The sequence below is a fragment of the Prevotella heparinolytica genome, from assembly GCF_002998535.1.
GTDB lineage: Bacteria > Bacteroidota > Bacteroidia > Bacteroidales > Bacteroidaceae > Bacteroides > Bacteroides heparinolyticus.
This window is the reverse complement of sequence record NZ_CP027234.1, coordinates 2,745,053-2,763,461: the sequence shown is the minus strand read 5'-3', so window position 1 is coordinate 2,763,461 and position 18,409 is coordinate 2,745,053. Positions and strand designations below refer to the sequence as shown.

General features: G+C 50.1%; 17 protein-coding genes. 9 read left to right on the top strand and 8 right to left on the bottom strand.

Translation table 11 applies throughout. The features are described from left to right. Positions 1–9 precede the first annotated feature (9 nt). Positions 10–987 carry a hypothetical protein gene (locus tag C3V43_RS11085; protein WP_106069864.1) on the bottom strand — a complete coding sequence of 326 codons (978 nt, stop codon included), beginning with the start codon at positions 985–987 and terminating at the stop codon, positions 10–12. A gap of 220 nt (positions 988–1,207) precedes the next feature. Here C3V43_RS11085 and folP point away from each other — a divergent pair, with 220 nt between their 5' ends. The 4 genes from folP to C3V43_RS11065 all read left to right on the top strand — a co-directional run bounded on the left by folP (position 1,208) and on the right by C3V43_RS11065 (position 5,791). Next, positions 1,208–2,071, top strand: a complete 864-nt coding sequence (gene folP, locus C3V43_RS11080; RefSeq protein ID WP_106069863.1) for a dihydropteroate synthase — start codon at positions 1,208–1,210, stop codon at positions 2,069–2,071. A gap of 7 nt (positions 2,072–2,078) precedes the next feature. Beyond that, the gene (cdaA, locus tag C3V43_RS11075) at positions 2,079–2,843 is read left to right on the top strand and encodes a diadenylate cyclase CdaA (protein ID WP_106069862.1); all 765 of its coding nucleotides are present in this window, start codon (positions 2,079–2,081) and stop codon (positions 2,841–2,843) included. A gap of 61 nt (positions 2,844–2,904) precedes the next feature. Continuing rightward, positions 2,905–4,443, top strand: coding sequence for a TldD/PmbA family protein (locus tag C3V43_RS11070; RefSeq protein ID WP_106069861.1), 1,539 nt, complete (start codon positions 2,905–2,907; stop codon positions 4,441–4,443). A gap of 28 nt (positions 4,444–4,471) precedes the next feature. Then, the gene (locus C3V43_RS11065; protein WP_106069860.1) at positions 4,472–5,791 is read left to right on the top strand and encodes a TldD/PmbA family protein; all 1,320 of its coding nucleotides are present in this window, start codon (positions 4,472–4,474) and stop codon (positions 5,789–5,791) included. A gap of 2 nt (positions 5,792–5,793) precedes the next feature. On the opposite strand, the gene C3V43_RS11060 is transcribed toward C3V43_RS11065, so the two are convergent. From C3V43_RS11060 to C3V43_RS11045, 4 genes are read right to left on the bottom strand one after another with little or no spacing between them, the layout of a single operon-like run. Further along, the gene (locus C3V43_RS11060; RefSeq protein ID WP_106070570.1) at positions 5,794–6,849 is read right to left on the bottom strand and encodes a GNAT family N-acetyltransferase; all 1,056 of its coding nucleotides are present in this window, start codon (positions 6,847–6,849) and stop codon (positions 5,794–5,796) included. A gap of 17 nt (positions 6,850–6,866) precedes the next feature. Beyond that, positions 6,867–7,781, bottom strand: coding sequence for a DUF2156 domain-containing protein (locus C3V43_RS11055; RefSeq protein ID WP_106069859.1), 915 nt, complete (start codon positions 7,779–7,781; stop codon positions 6,867–6,869). Positions 7,782–7,834: 53 nt separating this feature from the next. After that, positions 7,835–8,530 (bottom strand): LrgB family protein, encoded by a 696-nt coding sequence (locus C3V43_RS11050; protein ID WP_106069858.1) that lies wholly within the window; start codon positions 8,528–8,530, stop codon positions 7,835–7,837. Continuing rightward, complete coding sequence (locus C3V43_RS11045) at positions 8,527–8,865, bottom strand: CidA/LrgA family protein (RefSeq protein WP_106069857.1); 339 nt, start codon at positions 8,863–8,865, stop codon at positions 8,527–8,529. Before C3V43_RS11045 ends, C3V43_RS11050 begins: the two co-directional genes overlap by 4 nt. A 316-nt stretch (positions 8,866–9,181) precedes the next feature. Between C3V43_RS11045 and pta the strand changes: the two genes are divergently transcribed. The 3 genes from pta to C3V43_RS11030 all read left to right on the top strand — a co-directional run bounded on the left by pta (position 9,182) and on the right by C3V43_RS11030 (position 13,414). Beyond that, complete coding sequence (gene pta / locus C3V43_RS11040) at positions 9,182–10,201, top strand: phosphate acetyltransferase (RefSeq protein ID WP_106069856.1); 1,020 nt, start codon at positions 9,182–9,184, stop codon at positions 10,199–10,201. Positions 10,202–10,223: 22 nt separating this feature from the next. Continuing rightward, complete coding sequence (locus C3V43_RS11035) at positions 10,224–11,420, top strand: acetate kinase (RefSeq protein WP_106069855.1); 1,197 nt, start codon at positions 10,224–10,226, stop codon at positions 11,418–11,420. A gap of 593 nt (positions 11,421–12,013) precedes the next feature. Further along, positions 12,014–13,414: an alkaline phosphatase gene (locus C3V43_RS11030; RefSeq protein WP_106069854.1), complete on the top strand. Its 1,401-nt coding sequence runs from the start codon at positions 12,014–12,016 to the stop codon at positions 13,412–13,414. A 124-nt stretch (positions 13,415–13,538) separates the two neighbouring features. Here C3V43_RS11030 and C3V43_RS11025 read toward each other — a convergent pair whose 3' ends face one another. Further along, complete coding sequence (locus C3V43_RS11025; protein ID WP_106069853.1) at positions 13,539–14,303, bottom strand: UDP-2,3-diacylglucosamine diphosphatase; 765 nt, start codon at positions 14,301–14,303, stop codon at positions 13,539–13,541. Positions 14,304–14,327: 24 nt separating this feature from the next. Further along, a complete protein-coding gene (locus C3V43_RS11020; protein WP_106069852.1) occupies positions 14,328–14,639 on the bottom strand; it encodes a metal-sulfur cluster assembly factor in 312 nt (103 codons plus the stop codon). Positions 14,640–15,216: 577 nt separating this feature from the next. Between C3V43_RS11020 and C3V43_RS11010 the strand changes: the two genes are divergently transcribed. Further along, complete coding sequence (locus C3V43_RS11010) at positions 15,217–16,515, top strand: UDP-N-acetylmuramoyl-tripeptide--D-alanyl-D-alanine ligase (protein WP_106070569.1); 1,299 nt, start codon at positions 15,217–15,219, stop codon at positions 16,513–16,515. A gap of 24 nt (positions 16,516–16,539) precedes the next feature. Here C3V43_RS11010 and C3V43_RS11005 read toward each other — a convergent pair whose 3' ends face one another. Then, on the bottom strand, positions 16,540–16,938 hold the full coding sequence (locus tag C3V43_RS11005) for a VanZ family protein (protein ID WP_106069850.1): 399 nt from the start codon (positions 16,936–16,938) through the stop codon (positions 16,540–16,542). Positions 16,939–17,041: 103 nt separating this feature from the next. On the opposite strand from C3V43_RS11005, the gene C3V43_RS11000 reads away from it, so the two are divergent. Then, on the top strand, positions 17,042–18,409 hold the full coding sequence (locus C3V43_RS11000; protein ID WP_106070568.1) for a sodium-dependent transporter: 1,368 nt from the start codon (positions 17,042–17,044) through the stop codon (positions 18,407–18,409).

Below are 18,409 nucleotides of genomic sequence, written 5' to 3'. Positions count from 1 at the left end.
CTATAAGCTTCAGTAGCGTTCAATTACGGCATCTATCGTCTCCCCGTTGGCGAATAACGCTTCGTCTGCCTCCATCAGCCGTTTCTTCAGCCGGAATTTCTGTTGAGACACCGAGGAGGGAGATACGGCAGTGAACGCGGCAATCTGCGCATTGCTAAAACGCAAGCGGATGAGCAGGCAAAGCTGGCGGTGGGCAGGCGTAAGTTGAGGGAAGTGCTGAGAAAACCGTCCGATGAAGTTATCGTACACCCGGTCTGCAAGTTTCTGTAAATACTCCCAATCATCGTCCGTAAGGAATCTGGGATGGCAGCGCAGCTGTTCCACCACTTCATCGCCCTCCACCAAAGCAGAAGAGAGAACCTGCACCTGCTCATTCAGGTGCCGGGCACGCTCGCCCTCTTTCTTGAGCAATTCCAATTCGCGGGGCACAGGGCGTTTCTCGTACTCCTTGAGGCGGGTGCGGAGCGATTCGTTTTCCTCATGCAGGCGGTTACCGTGTGCCATGAGGTTCGTGAGCGAACGGTGCACCTCTTCACGCTCCGCTTCGGTCAGGGACATCTCCTCCAGACACGCCTTCAGTTCTTCACGTTCGCGCTCGTTGTTGCGCAGGCGTTGTTCGTTTTCGCTCAAATCCACCAAATAGCGGCGGTGCTTGCGGTCGTCGCGGAACTTGATGTCGCGAATGGAAAACCAGATGTTCAAACCGAACATCAGGGCACTGAACGCTCCCCACAGAAACTGTTTCCGCTTGTCGGCAGGCTGCATGCGCACACGTTTTCCATCGGAGAGCTCTTTTGCCCGGCTGTACTCGCGGTGCAGTTCGGAAAGCATTTCGGCTGTCTGCGTACTATCGGCAACACCTGCCTGCACCAGCGAGTCGGCACGGCAAAGCGATTTTTCATAATCCAGCAACACATCATAGGCGGGGTCGGAACAAGCCGCCAAGCCCAAAAGGAGGGCAAACAGAGAGAAACGTATCAAAGTCATAACAAGGTCATATTTTTCTTTTGTGCACAAAGTCAGTCCGGGTATGCAGCACACCCGAACGCCCCTTTAAAAACGGAGGGCAAAGATATGACTTTATCCTCGAACAAAGAAAAGGAATCGGAACACATTCCGTGCAGCATTCCTCATTTTATGATTACCGACATGCACCAACTACAACTTTTTTGTTTACATTTGCAGAAATGTAACAGAAAAACCGCTTATGGAAGCCTTGAAACCCTATTATATAAACATCAACGGCCGACTAATGGACTTATCTGCCCCTTGCGTCATGGGGATATTGAACGTAACTCCCGACTCTTTTTATTCCGGCAGCCGCATGCAGACGGAGAAGGAAATAGCTTGCCGCGCAGAACAAATCCTGAAGGATGGCGCCGGAATCATCGACATCGGCGCCTACTCTTCCCGTCCGGATGCCGCCGACGTTTCTGTCCGCGAAGAGATGGAACGCCTGCGCTTAGGCCTCACCGTACTGCGCAAGACGTGTCCGGATGCCGTGGTGTCAGTCGACACTTTTCGTGCCGACGTGGCTCGCATGTGCGTGGAAGAATACGGAGTGGCCATCATCAACGACATTGCAGCCGGAGAGATGGACGCCGGCATGTTCCGCACAGTGGCCGAACTGAACGTACCTTATATAATGATGCACATGCAGGGCACCCCGCAGAACATGCAGCAACATCCGCATTATGACAATCTGCTGAAGGAAGTGTTTCAATATTTCGCCCGTAAAGTTCAGCAATTGCGCGACCTCGGCGTGAAAGATATCATCCTCGATCCCGGATTCGGTTTCGGGAAAACGTTGGAGCACAACTACGAATTACTGGCACATTTGGAAGAGTTCCGCATCTTCGAATTACCTTTGCTCGTAGGAGTGTCTCGCAAGTCGATGATATACCGTCTGCTGGGCAACACGCCGCAAGAAGCCCTGAACGGCACCACAGTGATCGATACGATATGCTTGCTGAAAGGAGCCGACATCATCCGGGTTCACGACGTGAAGGAAGCCGTGGAGACCGTAAAAATAGTGGAGGCTATGAGAAAAAATACGAATCATAAATTATAGATAGCTTGTGTTTATAGAATTTGGCATAAAAGATTTCATTGACATACTGCTGGTGGCGCTCATGTTGTACTATACGTACAAACTGATGAAGGCCTCTGGTTCTATCAATGTGTTTACCGGCATTCTGGTATTTATCCTGATATGGCTGGTAGTATCCCAAGTGCTGGAAATGAAGCTGCTTGGCTCTATCTTCGACAAATTGGTCAGTGTGGGTGTATTGGCACTCATCATCTTGTTTCAGGAAGAGATACGACGTTTTCTGCTTACGCTCGGCTCGCACCAACATGCCAGCGCATTGGTACGTTTCTTCACCGGCAACAAGAAAGAATTGTTGGAGCATGAAGATATCATGCCGATAGTAATGGCATGCATCAGCATGGGAAAGCAAAAAGTAGGCGCCTTGATTGTCATGGAGCACAACATGCCTTTGGACGACGTGGTGCGCACGGGCGAGGTTATCAATGCCGACATCAACCAGCGTCTGATAGAAAATATCTTTTTCAAGAACAGTCCGCTGCACGATGGAGCCATGGTAATCAGCAAGAAGCGCATCAAAGCAGCAGGCTGTATCCTGCCGGTATCGCACAACCTGGATATTCCCAAAGAATTGGGCTTACGCCATAGAGCCGCAATGGGAATCGCCCAAGCCTCGGACGCACACGCAATCATCGTATCGGAAGAAACCGGCGCCATCTCCGTGGCATACAAAGGGCAGTTCTACCTGTGCCTGAACGCAGAAGAGCTTGAAAGCCTGTTGACAAAGGAGAATTGACCGACGGCCCGAAGAAAGAAAAAAAAGAAACAGTTTCTTATAACCAATTTATAGAAAAAAGATGGATAGACGAAATTTTTTAAGGACGGGAAGTCTGGCGGCATTAGGCTCGCTGGCAGTACCGTCGTTGGCTATGCCTGCATCCGTACGGAAGGCATTGGGAGGAGCAGATGACAAATCTGCCGTTGCTGCGGCAATGAATCATTTCGGCGTAACAGAAGCCGATGTAAGGAAAGTGCTTGCTGCCGCATTGGAAAAAGGCGGCGACTATGCCGATCTCTATTTTGAACACACATTCAACAACAATGTAAGTCTGAAGGACGGCAAGGTAAACAATTGCGGAGCCAACATCGACTTCGGCATGGGGGTGCGTGTTTTGGCAGGAGACCAAACCGGGTACGCTTATGTGGAAGGCGTCACGTTAGACGAAATGTTGCGTGCCGCCCGTACAGCCGCCCGCATCGCGTCGTCCGGCAAGGCCGGCAAAACGATGGCACTGACGGAGAAGACAATAGCCAAAAGCCGCTATGCCGTTAACGAATCGTGGGAAGACGTGAGCGTAAAGACAAAAATTCCTTACTTGGAAAAACTGAACGAGAAGATTTTCTCTTTGGACAAACGTGTAAGCAAGGTGCAGGCCTACCTCACCGACAACACTTCGCACGTGCTGTTCTGCAATTCCGAGGGTGTGAGTTACTATGACTACCGCCCCATGGTTTCGTTCGTGGCAGTCTGCATCATGGAAGAAAACGGAAAGATGGAGAATGGCTATGCCAGCCGTTCCTACCGCAAAGGGTTTGAATTCATGACAGACGATATCGTTGAAGTTCTTGCACGCGAAGCGGTAGACAACACTTCCATCCTGTTCAAGGCCATCAAGCCCAAAGGTGGCGAAATGCCCGTGGTTATGGGCGCAGGAGGTTCGGGCATCCTGCTGCACGAAGCCATCGGACATGCTTTCGAAGCCGACTTCAACCGCAAGCGCACCTCCATCTTCTGCGACCTCTTCGGCAAGAAGATTTGCGACGAGCACATCAACGTGGTAGATGACGGTACCATTCCCTTCAACCGAGGCTCCGTAAACTTCGACGATGAGGGTGTGGAAGGACAAAAGACTTATATCGTGAAAGAAGGCGTGCTGACCAGTTACCTGCACGACCGCATCAGCGCCAAACATTATGGCGTGGCGCCTACCGGGAACGGCCGTCGCGACACATTCCGCAATATGCCTATTCCCCGTATGCGCGCCACCTATATGGAAGCCGGCAATATGAAGGAGGAGGACATCATTTCTACCGTGAAGAACGGCATCTTTGTAGACAACTTCACCAACGGACAGGTACAGATCGGTGCCGGCGACTTTACTTTCTTCGTGAAATCCGGTTATCTGATTGAAGACGGCAAACTGACACAGCCCATCAAGGACATCAATATCATCGGCAACGGACCGAAAGCGTTGGCAGACATCACCATGGTGGCCAACAACGACAAGATAGACAACGGCACATGGACCTGCGGCAAAGACGGACAGTCTTGTCCGGTGACCTGCGGCATGCCGTCGGCATTGGTCAGCAAACTGACGGTAGGAGGAGAAAGCTAACAAAATGGAAAACTGAAAATTAAACGAAATGATTACGGATAATAATAAGAAATTGGCACAATGGGCAATGGATTATGCCCTGAAAAATGGTTGTCAGGCAGCCAAGTTGGTGCTGTATTCCAACTCCAATGCATCGTTCGAATTGCGTGACGCCAAGATGGATAAATTGCAACAGGCTTCCGAAAGCGGCTTGAGCATCAGCTTGTATGTAGACGGGAAATACGGTTCTTATTCCACCAACCGTCTGGATAAAAAGGAATTGGAAAGTTTCATCAGGAATGGCATCGAATCCACACGCTATCTGGCAGAAGACGAAGCGCGCGTATTGCCCGACTCCTCCCGCTATTATAAAGGCGGAAAGCCCGATTTGCAACTGTTCGACGATAAGTTCTACAACCTGAATCCCGACGACAAGGTGGCTATTGCCCGTGCCGCAGCCGAAGAGGTCTTAGGAAAAGATGAGCGCATCATATCGGTAGGCAGTTCTTACAGCGATGGCGAAGAGGCTTCCTATCGTCTGACAAGTAACGGTTTTGAAGGCGAATCCAAGTCCACTTGGTTCTCGGTATCGGCCGATGTGGCAGTGAAAGGCGAAGGGGAAGCACGTCCTTCTTCTTATTGGTACGACTCGGCAATGTTTTATGACAAACTGAAAAAGTCGGGTATCGGGACAAAAGCCTTGGAACGTGTATTGAAGAAAATGGGACAGCGTAAAGCCGCTTCGGGCAAGTATACCATGGTAGTCGATCCGATGAATGCCGGTCAATTGCTCAGCCCATTGTTGAGTGCGTTGTATGGCTCCGCTCTCCAGCAAAAGAGTTCGTTCCTGCTGAACAAGCTGAATACGAAAGTCGGCTCCGACAAGCTGAATCTAATGGATGAGCCTCATCTCATCGGAGTCCGTGGCGCCCGTTACTTCGATAATGAAGGCGTGGCAACCGAACGCCGTCCGATATTTGAAAACGGGACATTGAAGACCTATTTCATCGACACGTATAACTCCAAGAAAATGGGTGTGGAGCCAACCATCAGTTCACCTTCTCTGCTGATACTGCAACCGGGGAACAAAGACTTGGACGGTCTGGTGGCAGATGTGCAAAAGGGCATATTGGTTACCGGATTCAACGGCGGCAACAGCAACAAAAGTACCGGAGACTTTTCGTACGGTATCGAGGGGTTCCTGATTGAGAACGGCAAGTTGGTTCAACCGGTCAACGAGATGAACGTGACAGGCAATATGATTACCCTCTGGTCTTCTTTGGTGGCTGTAGGCAATGACCCTCGCCTCTCTTCTTCCTGGCGTATACCGTCATTGGTATTCGAGGGAGTGGACTTCAGCGGATTATAACGTCAGTTCAGCATCAGGCTCATATAGGGGCTTGATGTTTCGAATATTTTTGCGGTGAGTTCACCGATTGTGAGTGCCAAGTGTCTGCCGGGCAGACACTTGGCACTTTTCATACATTTACCGCCACTCAAGTGGTAGCAGCCGTTGTTCCCGCGTATCTGTTCGTCGGTGAGGCAGATGCAGGTCTCCTCTTCGGGATGGATGGCCGCATAGAGGTCCAGCATGTCCTTAGCATCGATGACACGCGCCATTCCTAAAGGCAAACCGGCTTCACCGGCAGCAAGAGGAGCAAGCACCTCGACAGAAGGAACATTCAATTCACGGCAAATGTTTTGAAGCAGCAAGGAGCGTGTCTCAGAGCTGTCCGACACAATTTCTCCTATGCGCCATTTGTTTCCACCCGCCGGATAAACGACAGCCAGCGCAACAATACGCTCCTTTCCTTGCATTGTGTCATCTTTTTGTCGGGCACTCCCCTCTTCAAACAAAGTGCAGACATGTCCCTGCCCCAATCGCAAATCGGCAAGAATAACACGAAAGTCTTTGCTTGTATGTTGGATGCAGTAAGCGCGTTCTCCTAATTTCCGGTTCAGGTATTCATATTCCTTTTCCTCACATTGATCGTCCATCTTCAGCGCATATCCTTGATTGGGAGCAGGAATGTCCGCAACCACAAAATCACTCGCTTTATAATTGAACACGGGTGCATAACCATAGCGGGTATAATAGCCAAACAACCAAGGCTCTGCAGGAATCAAAGCAGATAAGGCAACGCCACCGTCCAGCATACGCATAAATGCTTGCGACAACAATGCGCCCATCGTTCCCTGATTGCGATGGGCGGGATGCGTACAAGCTCCGGAAATATAAGATGTTTTGATTTTTTTCCCCCCGAACGTCATCGGATAAGGCAACATTTGCAGGGCGGCAATCACTTCCTCCCCGCTTTCTATGGCAATATTGACGTCATTATGATAGCGCAAACGGAAATACATCTCTACGAATTCCTCGCTGTCATTGAAACACAGCCTCCACAAATTCTTTATTTTCTGCTTCATCCGGTCCATTGCATCTATTACCACTTTATCGCTTCCATCGGTTCGCCTTTCAAGCAGGCCATGTATTTATCCAGAATTATGGCAGGCTGGTAAGACAGCTTGGCCTTGCGCAAACCTTCAATGCCCAAATCTTCTTCCCGGTTGATATAGATATATTGTTCGGGAATATGTTTTGCAAATTCATGGTTAATCATTGCGTATGCCCCATCAATGCTTGTATCTGCCTTCTCGACGTGCACCCCAAAGGTGTCCTGATTAATGGGCATGCCGAAGGTAAAGGCCACAATCTTGCCATCCACATGAAGGATACCGCCCATCAGTCCCAATTCATCAAAGTGATGGAGCGCGTAGACCAATGCACGGCGTTCGTTGCCTGTCCCCTCATGCTGGTCGCAATTGTTGGCTTTGCACCAGATGGCTTCCAGCTCCAGACATTCCTGAATGCGGTCGGGTGTGATAGGGGTATACTCGCAGTTGTAAGTGCGCTTGAATTTGTTGACGTGGTTCCGCTTGGCTTGAAGCTTCTTTCCGGAGAGCGTGGCGAGGTCGGTGCGGAGATAGAGATAGTCAGCATAATCACGGTCGGCAGTGAATTGGAATTTTCCGGGCATGAAAGTTTCCAGCTCCGAACACATGCCGGAGCAAATGCCCAGCAAACAGAAAGGCTTTCCTTCCTGATGGGCGTCCTCTATCAAGGCCTCCAGCACTTTTTTCAAATCGCCGTTGCCTATCGGCATCATATATACCAGTTCCTCTTCGGCCCAAAACTTCAACAACAGATAACCATCCAGAATGGCAAATTGGGTGTTGTACAGAAAACGCCAACTGCACAGGTTGGAGAATGAAAGGTCGCAGTTTCTTCGCGGACTGTTCTGCGTGTAGCGGGTGATAAGCTCCCTGTCGCTTAATTCGATATCCTTAAATGAAATCATAAATGTTTTAGTTGATTGAAGTTGTTAGAAATAACAAAGATTGGTAGATTTTGTTAGAGCAAACCCAACAAACGCAGAATGGCAGGTGTGAATAAGGCCGTGAAAATGCCGTTCAGCGTCAATCCCAGACTGGCGAATGCACCGTATTTACTGCTGACTTCCATGGCGGTAGAAGTGCCCACCGCATGAGCGGCGGCTCCCATCGAGAGACCTTGAGCCATGGGGCTGCCTATACGGGTCAGCTTCATGGTCTTGAAGCCCAATATTCCTCCCAGCAACCCCACACACACCACAACTGCGGCAGTCAATGAAGGTATGCCCCCCAACGACTTGGTGACCTCCATGGCAATCGGTGTGGTGACCGACTTAGGAGCCAGCGAATAGATGATTTCATCAGAAGCCCCCATCAGTTTAGCTATCAGCACCACGGAAACAACACCTACGATGCATCCGGCCAATTGGGACAACAGGATGGGGAGCAACTGTTTCTTTATGGTTTCCAACTGAAGATACAAAGGCACCCCCAATGCAACGACGGCTGGTTTCAGCCAAAACTCTATCAACTGCCCTCCCTCGTTGTAGGTAGCATAGCTGATATTTGCCGACTTCAATAAGACAATAAGGATAGCGATTGTCAACAGAATAGGATTCAACAGCATGAGACCGGTTTTCTTTTGCAGCAGTTTGGCAAAGAAAAACACACCGAAAGTGACGGCCAGCAGGAAAAAATTATTTTCTAAGAAACTCATTTCATTTTACGTGTTAATTGATGAACCCATCCGGTGACGACAATCACCAACAAAGTACTGACCAATGAAGCTACGACTATCGGCCAGAATTCGGCGGCGATAATGTCGAAATAGAGCATCAGGGCCACTCCGGGCGGTATAAAGAAAAACCCCAGATTGGCAACCAGGAAGTCGGACATGCCTTGCACCCAGTGCAACTTTATCCAACCCAACTTCAAAAACAAGGTAAGCAGCAGCATACCGATGATGCTGGAAGGTAACTTCACGCCTGTGAGGAAGACAACCAACTCACCCAAAGCTAAACATCCAAAGAGGATGGCACATTGACGAATCATAAGAATAAGGTCTTAAATCGACCGGCAGATTATTGTTGTATGTTTTAAAAACGCTGCAAAGGTAGGTATTCTATGTATTGCTTGTTGCAACAATTCTCTTTTTTTAAGGCATCATACAGATTGCCTATGGAATTTACGTTTTCAACAGATGTTGTGTGCGCACACGTTCCTTTCCTTACTATTTAATGTTAAATATTATAATAATTGAGAGCAAGCATTGAAAAAGAGAGGCATTTGCAATGTTGATATTGCAAAATTGCGTACTTTTGCGAAGTGAAAAGTATGGGCAGCCTATTCATAATACACAATAAATATCATGCAAAGATTAATTAATGAAATTCTTGAACGTGCGAAAGCCGATCGCCAACGCATTGTTCTTCCTGAAGGTACGGAAGAACGTACCTTGAAAGCCGCCAACCAGATTCTGACTGACGGTATCGCAGATCTGATTCTTCTGGGCAATCCGGAAGAAATACACGCTTGTGCCCAAGAGTGGGGACTGGGAAATATAGACAAAGCCACCATCATCAATCCGGAAGACCATCCCAAGAAAGAAGAATATGCACAATTGCTGTTCGAACTTCGCAAGAAAAAAGGCATGACTATCGAAGAGGCTCGCAAGCTGGTTCTCAATCCGCTTTATCTGGGCTGCCTGATCATAAAGAACGGCGATGCCGACGGTCAGTTGGCAGGTGCCCGCAATACTACCGGCGACGTACTTCGCCCGGCTTTGCAGATTATCAAGACCACTCCCGGCATTACGTGTGTTTCAGGTGCCATGCTGTTGCTCACACACGCTCCCGAATATGGCAAGAACGGCATATTGGTGATGGGCGACGTGGCTGTGACTCCGGTGCCCGATGCCGAGCAGTTGGCACAGATTGCCGTTTGCACGGCACGCACGGCAAAGGCGGTTGTAGACATGGATCCCCAAGTGGCTTTGCTCAGCTTCTCAACCAAAGGTTCTGCCAAGCACGAAGTGGTGGATAAGGTGGTGGAAGCCCTGAAGATTGCCAAAGAGATGGATCCGGAACTGGCCATCGACGGCGAGTTGCAGGCAGATGCGGCTTTGGTTCCCGAAGTAGGCGCAAACAAGGCGCCGGGTTCAAAGATTGCCGGCAATGCCAATGTGCTGATTGTTCCGAGCCTTGAAGTGGGGAACATTTCTTATAAACTGGTACAACGTTTGGGACATGCCGATGCCGTAGGTCCTATTCTGCAAGGCATCGCCCGTCCGGTGAACGACCTCTCGCGCGGTTGCTCCATCGAAGATGTTTACCGCATGATTGCCATCACGGCCAATCAGGCTATTGCCGCCAAAACGAACGCTGAATAACTTTTAATCTAAACATAGCAATATGAAAATCTTAGTATTGAACTGCGGTAGTTCGTCCATCAAGTACAAAATGTTTGATATGGACAAAAAAGAAGTTATCGCACAAGGAGGCATTGAAAAAATCGGTTTAAAGGACTCGTTCCTGAAATTCACCTTACCCGGTGGTGAGAAGAAAGTGTTGACGAAAGATATTCCCGAACATACCGTGGGCGTGGAATTCATCCTGAATACCTTGACCGATGCGGAATATGGGGCCATCAAGTCATTGGACGAAATCAATGCCGTAGGTCACCGCATGGTGCATGGAGGCGAAAAGTTCAGCCAATCCGTGCGACTGACACCTGAAGTTCTGGCGGCCTTCACGGCTTGCAACGACTTGGCCCCCCTTCACAATCCCGCCAACTTGAAAGGTGTGAACGCCATATCGGCCATCTTGCCCAATGTTCCGCAAATCGGCGTATTCGATACGGCTTTCCACCAAACAATGCCGAGACATGCCTACCTATATGCCGTTCCCTATGAACTCTACGAGAAATACGGCGTACGTCGTTACGGCTTCCACGGCACATCCCACCGTTATGTATCGCAACGTGTCTGCGAGTTTCTGGGAGTAGAGCCGCAAGGAAAGAAAATCATCACCTGCCACATCGGTAACGGCGCCTCCATCAGCGCCATCAAAGACGGCAAGTGCATAGATACCAGCATGGGGCTGACTCCGCTCGAAGGCCTGATGATGGGAACACGCAGCGGCGACATCGACGCAGGAGCCGTGTCCTTTATCATGGAAAAGGAGGGCTTGGATGCAAACGGCATATCCAACCTCTTGAACAAGAAGAGCGGTGTGCTGGGCATCTTCGGCGAGTCCAGCGACATGCGCGACTTGGAGAATGCCGTAGCAGCCGGCAACCCGAAAGCCATTCTGGCAGAAGATATGTACTTCTATCGCATCAAGAAATACATCGGTGCCTATGCGGCAGCATTGGGCGGTGCAGATATCATCGCATTCACCGGCGGAGTGGGTGAGAATCAGGCCACTGCCCGTTGGGGAGCATGCGAAGGCCTGGAATTCATGGGCATAAAGCTGGATGCCGAGAGGAATAAGGTTCGTGGCGAGGAGAAGGTAATCTCTACCGACGATTCCAAAGTCAAGGTAGTGGTAATCCCAACCGACGAAGAACTGATGATTGCGTCCGATACGATGACTATTTTGCAGAAGTAATGCGGAACAAGTGATTCCGACAGAATACTCAAGAGGTATCTCTTAACATATGTGCCTACCCTTTATAAAGCCGGACTGCGGAGGTCCGGCTTTATAAGGAGTAGGCTTTTTGTTTGAAGAAAAGACATCGTGATTCCATAAAGAAAAATCATGCGAAGCAAAGAACAAACCTGTTCTCAGCCAATACCAATCTCTGTTCGCGCCGTGCGAACACAAATCCGCAACCTGCGGACAAATATCCGCGCCGTGCGAACATATGTCCGCACAGCCCGAACAGAGATTGCAGAATAACAAAGACAATATACGAGCCGGGAGTATCAACCGTTTAGCAGAACCGGTCAATAAAAGATAAAAAACACACGCCGATTAGCAAATCAAGCCTTTTATGGCATTTTATAGAGGCAAACTGTTTTCTAAGAAATTTAAAATACCTACCTTTGCTACTTAGAGTCTGTCTAAATATCATCCGGCATTCTTTTACCTTCTTTTTCGGCTCTGAAACGAGAGCCGGAAAGCAAAAGGCGAATTTCGTGTAAAGAAGCGGATTCTAAAACGTCGGCTCGCTTTCGTGTAACTTTAAATAAATATATTTTATGAGACGATTGATGTATGTATTGCTTTTTGCACTGTTGACAAGCGGCATGACCTATGCCCAGCAGGCAAAGTATGTATTCTATTTCATTGGTGACGGAATGGGAGTAAACCAAGTAAACGGAACGGAAATGTATTTGGCCGAACAGGAAGGACGTATCGGCATAAAGCCTTTGTTGTTCACCACATTCCCGGTATCCGGCGTTGTTACGACTTTCTCGGCCACCAACTCAGTGACAGACTCTTCTGCCGCCGGAACAGCGCTCTCTACCGGAGAGAAAACTTACAACGGCGCCATCGGCCTGGACGATGACAAGAGCGTTCTGCAAACCGTGGCCGAAAAGGCCAAGAAGGCCGGCAGAAAAGTAGGCGTTACAACCAGCGTCAGTGTGGACCATGCCACTCCGGCCGCATTCTACGCCCATCAGCCCAACCGCAGCATGTATTATGAGATAGCCCTCGACCTGCCCAAGGCCGGCTTCGACTTCTATGCAGGCGGCGGTTTCCTGAAGCCCACCACAACGGCCGACAAGAAAGAAGCTCCGAGCATCTTCCCTATTTTTGAGGAAAACGGCTATACCATTGCCAGAGGGCTTGATGAATATAAGTCCAAAGCAGCCCAAGCCGATAAAATGATACTTATCCAGAAAGAGGGCGCCGAACCCTCTTGTTTGCCCTATGCCATCGACCGCAAAGAGGGAGACCTGACCTTGGCCGAGATTACCGAAAGCGCCATCTCTTTCCTGACCAAAGGCAAAGACAAAGGTTTCTTCCTGATGGTTGAAGGCGGAAAAATAGACTGGGCTTGCCACAGCAACGACCCCGCCACGACCTTCAACGAGGTAGTGGACATGGACAATGCCGTCAGAGTGGCTTACGATTTCTACAAGAAGCATCCCAAAGAAACGCTGATTGTGATTACGGCCGACCACGAAACCGGCGGACTGGGTTTGGGCACTGCCAAGTATGAATTGCAACTGAAGTCGCTGGCCAACCAGAAGGAATCGCAAGAAGTATTGTCGCGTTCCATCACCGACTTGCGCAAGATGAACCGTCCCGTCGGTTGGGAAGAGGTGAAATCCCTGCTCACCAAGAAAATGGGATTCTGGAAAGAGCTGCCGTTGACGTGGGCACAGGAGAAGATGCTACGCGATGAATATGAGGAGTCTTTCGTGAAGAAGCATGTAGTGTTCGAGCAGAGCCTTTACTCCAAGACCGAACCGCTTGCCGCCGCAGCCCGTAAAGTGATGAGCCAGATTGCAATGGTGGGATGGACAAGTGGCAACCACACAGCCGGATACGTGCCTGTATATGCGATAGGTGCAGGTTCCAACTTGTTCATGGGTAAGATGGACAACACGGAGATTCCGAAGCGCATAGCCAAAGCCGGCGGATACAAGTAACCGGAAATCGGGTATGGGGAAAGACTGAGGCGCAGAGACTTGGAATCCTTATGGATAAATAAAGTCTCCGTGTCTCCGTCTTTTCAATATTTATAATATAAGCCGGTAAAAGCAAGCTGCCGGATTACAGCTTTGTCTCTCCCTCCACAAACTCTTCGAGGAAAAGGTTTTCACCGTCAAAAACGGCATACGAGAAATAGTTTATCCAATCGCCGAGAATCAGTACACGGGCTGTGGCGCTCAACATCAAATCGAGTTCGATGTGGCGATGCCCATACAGGAAGTAGTTGATGGTGGGATGGCTTTTCAGGTATTCTTTGGTATATAGCACCAGATATTCATTGTTTTCTCCCATGTATTCGGGCTCCTTCCCGTCTATGCGCTTCATGCGGCTGTGCTTGGCCCAGTTCAGCCCCAGCTCCATGCTCCAACGCGGATGCAAAGCCGAGAAAAGTACTTGAAGCGTGCGGCTGTGAAACATGGAGCGAAGCAGTTTGAACTTCTTGTCGGGGTCGCCCAAACCATCACCGTGGGCAAGATAAAATTCTTTTCCATAGATTTCGGTTGTAAGCGGTTCGCGATGGATGATGACGCCACACTCCTTGGCCAGATAATCGCCGCACCAAAGGTCGTGGTTGCCGGTGAAGAAATGCACCTCAACCCCCAAATCGGTCAGCTCGGACACTTTTCCCAGAAAACGCGTGTAGCCCTTAGGCACTACGGTGCGAAACTCGTACCAGAAGTCGAACATGTCTCCCAGCAAGTATACGGCAGAAGCCTTGTGCTTGATGCTGTCCAGAAAGTTCACCAGCCGGCGTTCTTGAGTTCGTCCGTGTTCAATGGCCCGGGAACCGAGGTGGGCATCGGACAGGAAATATACATTCTTCATTATCATCTGTTCATTATCCGTTAATCAAAGAAAACCCAGTTCCAGTTTGGCTTCTTCACTCATCATGTCCTTGTTCCATTCCGGCTCGAAAACGAGATTGATGGTGGCGGAAGCAAGTCCGTCGATAGACTCTACCTTCTGGCGCACATCTTCCATGATGAAGTCGGCCGCAGGACAGTTTGGGGCGGTCAGCGTCATGTCTATAACGGCTTCTCCGTCGTCACTCACGTCTATCTTGTAAATCAGTCCCAAGTCGTACACGTTTACCGGTATTTCAGGGTCGAACACCGTCTTGAGCATGGCAACTATCTTTTCTTCTATTTCAAACTTGGTCATATTCGTTTGGTGATGATTTGGTTTAATGATACAAAGCTAAAGATTTTAATCGAGACTGCAAAAGAAGCCTGATTCTAACCTGAGTTCGACGGCAAGAAAAGAAGTTGGCGGGATGACTTCCAAAAGTTGGCGACTCCTGCCTGAAAACTTCCGCTTCCAACGGAAGCATTCTTCATCGCAAGGCTTGCGTTATACATCGCAAGCGCTAAGATGTATATCGCAAGGCGCAAGATATACAACGCAAGCCTTGCGATGAAGTTTTCGCCCTAATCTCTTCCTGCTTTGGATAAGGAAGCGCCGAACTTTTTTTGCAGGCGACAAGGTTTTCTTGTGCGGACGAGCCACATATCCGGAGCCTTATGCCGAACTCCGGCCGTTTTCAGCCGCCCGCACACAGAGATACCCGTGCGACGGGACACAAGGGTTTCAGGCTCATCGCGGATTCCGGAGAAAAGAAGGTGGCACACGTCTATGCGGCAAAGCCGAAGCGCCCTGCATTTTTTCCGCCCGGACAAAACCAACGCAGCAAATTAAAGCCTATCTTTGCACCGGATTAAGAAACCATGCAACAATGATTATGGACATCACCTCTCTCTATCGTATTTTCCGGGAGTGCACCTGCGTCAGCACAGACAGCCGCAACTGTCCGCAAGGCTCGCTCTTCATCGCCCTGAAAGGCGAAAACTTCAATGGAAACGCCTTCGCCGCCAAAGCGCTGGAACAGGGTAGCGCCTACGCCGTGGTGGATGAAGCGGAATACGCCCCCACCGGCGATACACATTATATATTAGTGGAGAATTGCCTACGCACCCTGCAACAACTGGCCAACCATCACCGCAGGCAGTTGGGCACATGCATCATAGGCATCACCGGCACCAACGGGAAGACAACCACCAAGGAGCTGATAGCCGCCGTGCTGTCGCAAAGCCACCACATCCTCTACACGCAAGGAAACCTGAACAACCATATCGGCGTGCCCCTCACCCTGCTCGGCTTGCAGTCACGGCACGACCTTGCCGTCATCGAAATGGGAGCCAGTCATCCGGGCGACATCAAAGAGTTGGTGGAAATAGCCGAACCTGATTATGGCATCATCACCAACGTGGGGAAAGCTCATCTGGAGGGTTTCGGCTCTTTGGAAGGGGTAATCAGGACCAAAGGAGAACTGTACGACTTCCTGCGCCGACGGGGCAATGCAACCGTTTTCGTTCATCACGACAACCCCTATCTGATGGAGATGGCTCGCGGACTGAAACAAGTTACCTACGGCACGGAAGAAGGCCTCTACGTCAACGGACGCATCACCGGAAACTCACCTTATTTAACCTTCGAGTGGAGAGCCGGCAAAGACGGCGAGTGGCACGAGGTGCAGACGCAACTCATCGGCGAATACAACTTCCCCAACGCCCTTGCGGCCGTCACCATCGGGCGGTTCTTCGGCGCTGACGCTGAAAAGACGGACAAGGCACTGGCCGGATACACGCCCCGGAACAACCGTTCGCAGTTGAGAAAAACAGCAGACAACACTCTGATTATCGATGCCTACAACGCCAATCCCACCAGCATGATGGCTTCCATCGGCAATTTCGGCAACATGCAGGCCGAAAATAAAATGTTGATATTGGGAGACATGCGCGAACTTGGAAAAGAGAGTGCCGAAGAACACCAAAAGATTGTGGACTATCTGGAAGAGTGCGGATTCGAGGATGTGGTGCTTGTAGGAGAATTGTTTGCCGCCACCCGCCACACCTATCCGGACTATCGGGACGCAACGGCACTCATCGCAGCATTGCAAGAAAACAAACCTTGCGGAAAGACCATCCTGATAAAAGGCTCGAACGGAATAAAACTGAGCAGCGTGACAGACTATCTGTAACCGCTTGCCTCAACCCGAATCCGTTTATTTGCCGGGCTTCATCATCATCGGCCGCAAGATGAAATAAGCTATCAGCGATGCCAGCACCGCTCCTGCGGTGTTGGCCGCAAAATCCAGCCAATCGCCTCCGCGATACGTCGTACAATATTCCTGTAACAATTCCACCACCCCACTGAACAGAACGGGACATGCCAATGCCCCTATCCACGCATGCCACAATGGCTGATTATCATTGCGGTGTGCCCGCAGGAACTCCACCCACAACATACCCGACATGCTGAAGTACATACAGACATGAGCCACCTTATCCAAACCGGAAATATAATCCAGCTCCGTGGCAGGCGGCTTGAAGAAAGATAAATAAATCACCGCCAGAATAATACACAGCGAAAACGGATATTTCCTGACAAAATAATACAGCATATTCTCAATTAATAAACGGATTGCGTGCAAAAGTACGGAACATTTTCTATATTTGCGCGTTTCAGCAAGCATTTATAAAGAAATGAAAGAAAAAGGCACATTTATGACAAGAAACGACAGAGTCAACTTCGGCAGTAAATTAGGTGTCATACTCGCTTCTGCGGGTTCAGCCGTCGGCTTGGGCAATATCTGGCGGTTTCCATACGAAACGGGAAACCACGGAGGCGCCGCATTCATTCTTATCTATCTGGCATGCGTACTCCTTTTGGGAATCCCCATCATGATAGCCGAATTCCTGATAGGCAGACGTTCGCGGGCCAATACTGCCGGCGCATATCAGAAACTGGCGCCCGGCACATCATGGCGATGGGTGGGCAGAATGGGCGTATTGGCAGGCTTCCTGATACTGGGCTATTACTCCGTAGTGGCAGGCTGGACACTGGAGTTTATCGTGGAAGCGGCAACCAACAGCTTTGCCGGGAAGTCGGCAGCCGACTTCATCGCTTCTTTCGACAACTTTGTCAGTAACCCTTGGCGTCCCGCGCTCTGGCTGATACTCTTCCTGCTCGCCACACACTTCATCATCGTCAAAGGGGTGGAGAAAGGCATTGAGAAATCGGCCAAAATCATGATGCCGATGCTCTTCATCCTGCTGATTGTGCTTGTGTTCTGTTCCGTCTCCTTGCCCGGAGCAGGCAACGGCATCAGGTTTCTGTTGAAGCCGGACTTCAGCAAGGTGGATGCCGACGTGCTGCTGGGAGCCATGGGACAAGCCTTCTTCTCTCTGAGCCTCGGCATGGGATGCCTGTGCACCTACGCCTCTTACTTCCGAAGCGATACGAATCTGCCAAAGACGGCTTTCAATGTAGCGGCCATCGACACGGTAGTAGCCATTCTGGCGGGCTTCATCATCTTTCCGGCAGCATTCTCCGTAGGCATTCAGCCCGATGCGGGGCCCAGCCTGCTGTTCATCACGCTGCCCAATGTGTTTCAGCAAGCGTTCGGCAGTATGCCGGGGCTTGCCATCGTGCTTTCCATGCTGTTCTATATCCTGCTGGCATTGGCTGCGCTGACCTCCACCATCTCCCTGCACGAGGTGGCAACAGCCTACCTGCACGAAGAGTTCAACCTTACGCGCGGCAAGGCGGCAAAGGTGGTCACAGGCGGCTGCATCTTTATAGGCATCTTCTGTTCTCTTTCGTTAGGTGTGGGCAAGGAGTACACGATATTCGGACTGACGCTGTTCGACTTGTTCGACTTTGTCACAGCCAAAATCATGTTGCCTGCGGGCGGTTTCCTCATCTCGGTCTTCATGGGTTGGTACATAGACAAAAAGATTGTCCGCGAGGAAATCAGCAACAACGGCACACTGGAGGTGTATATCTACCGGTTACTGATATTCATTCTGAAGTTCGTTGCACCGATAGGCATCGCGTTCATCTTCGTCAACGAACTGGGCTTGCTTAAATAG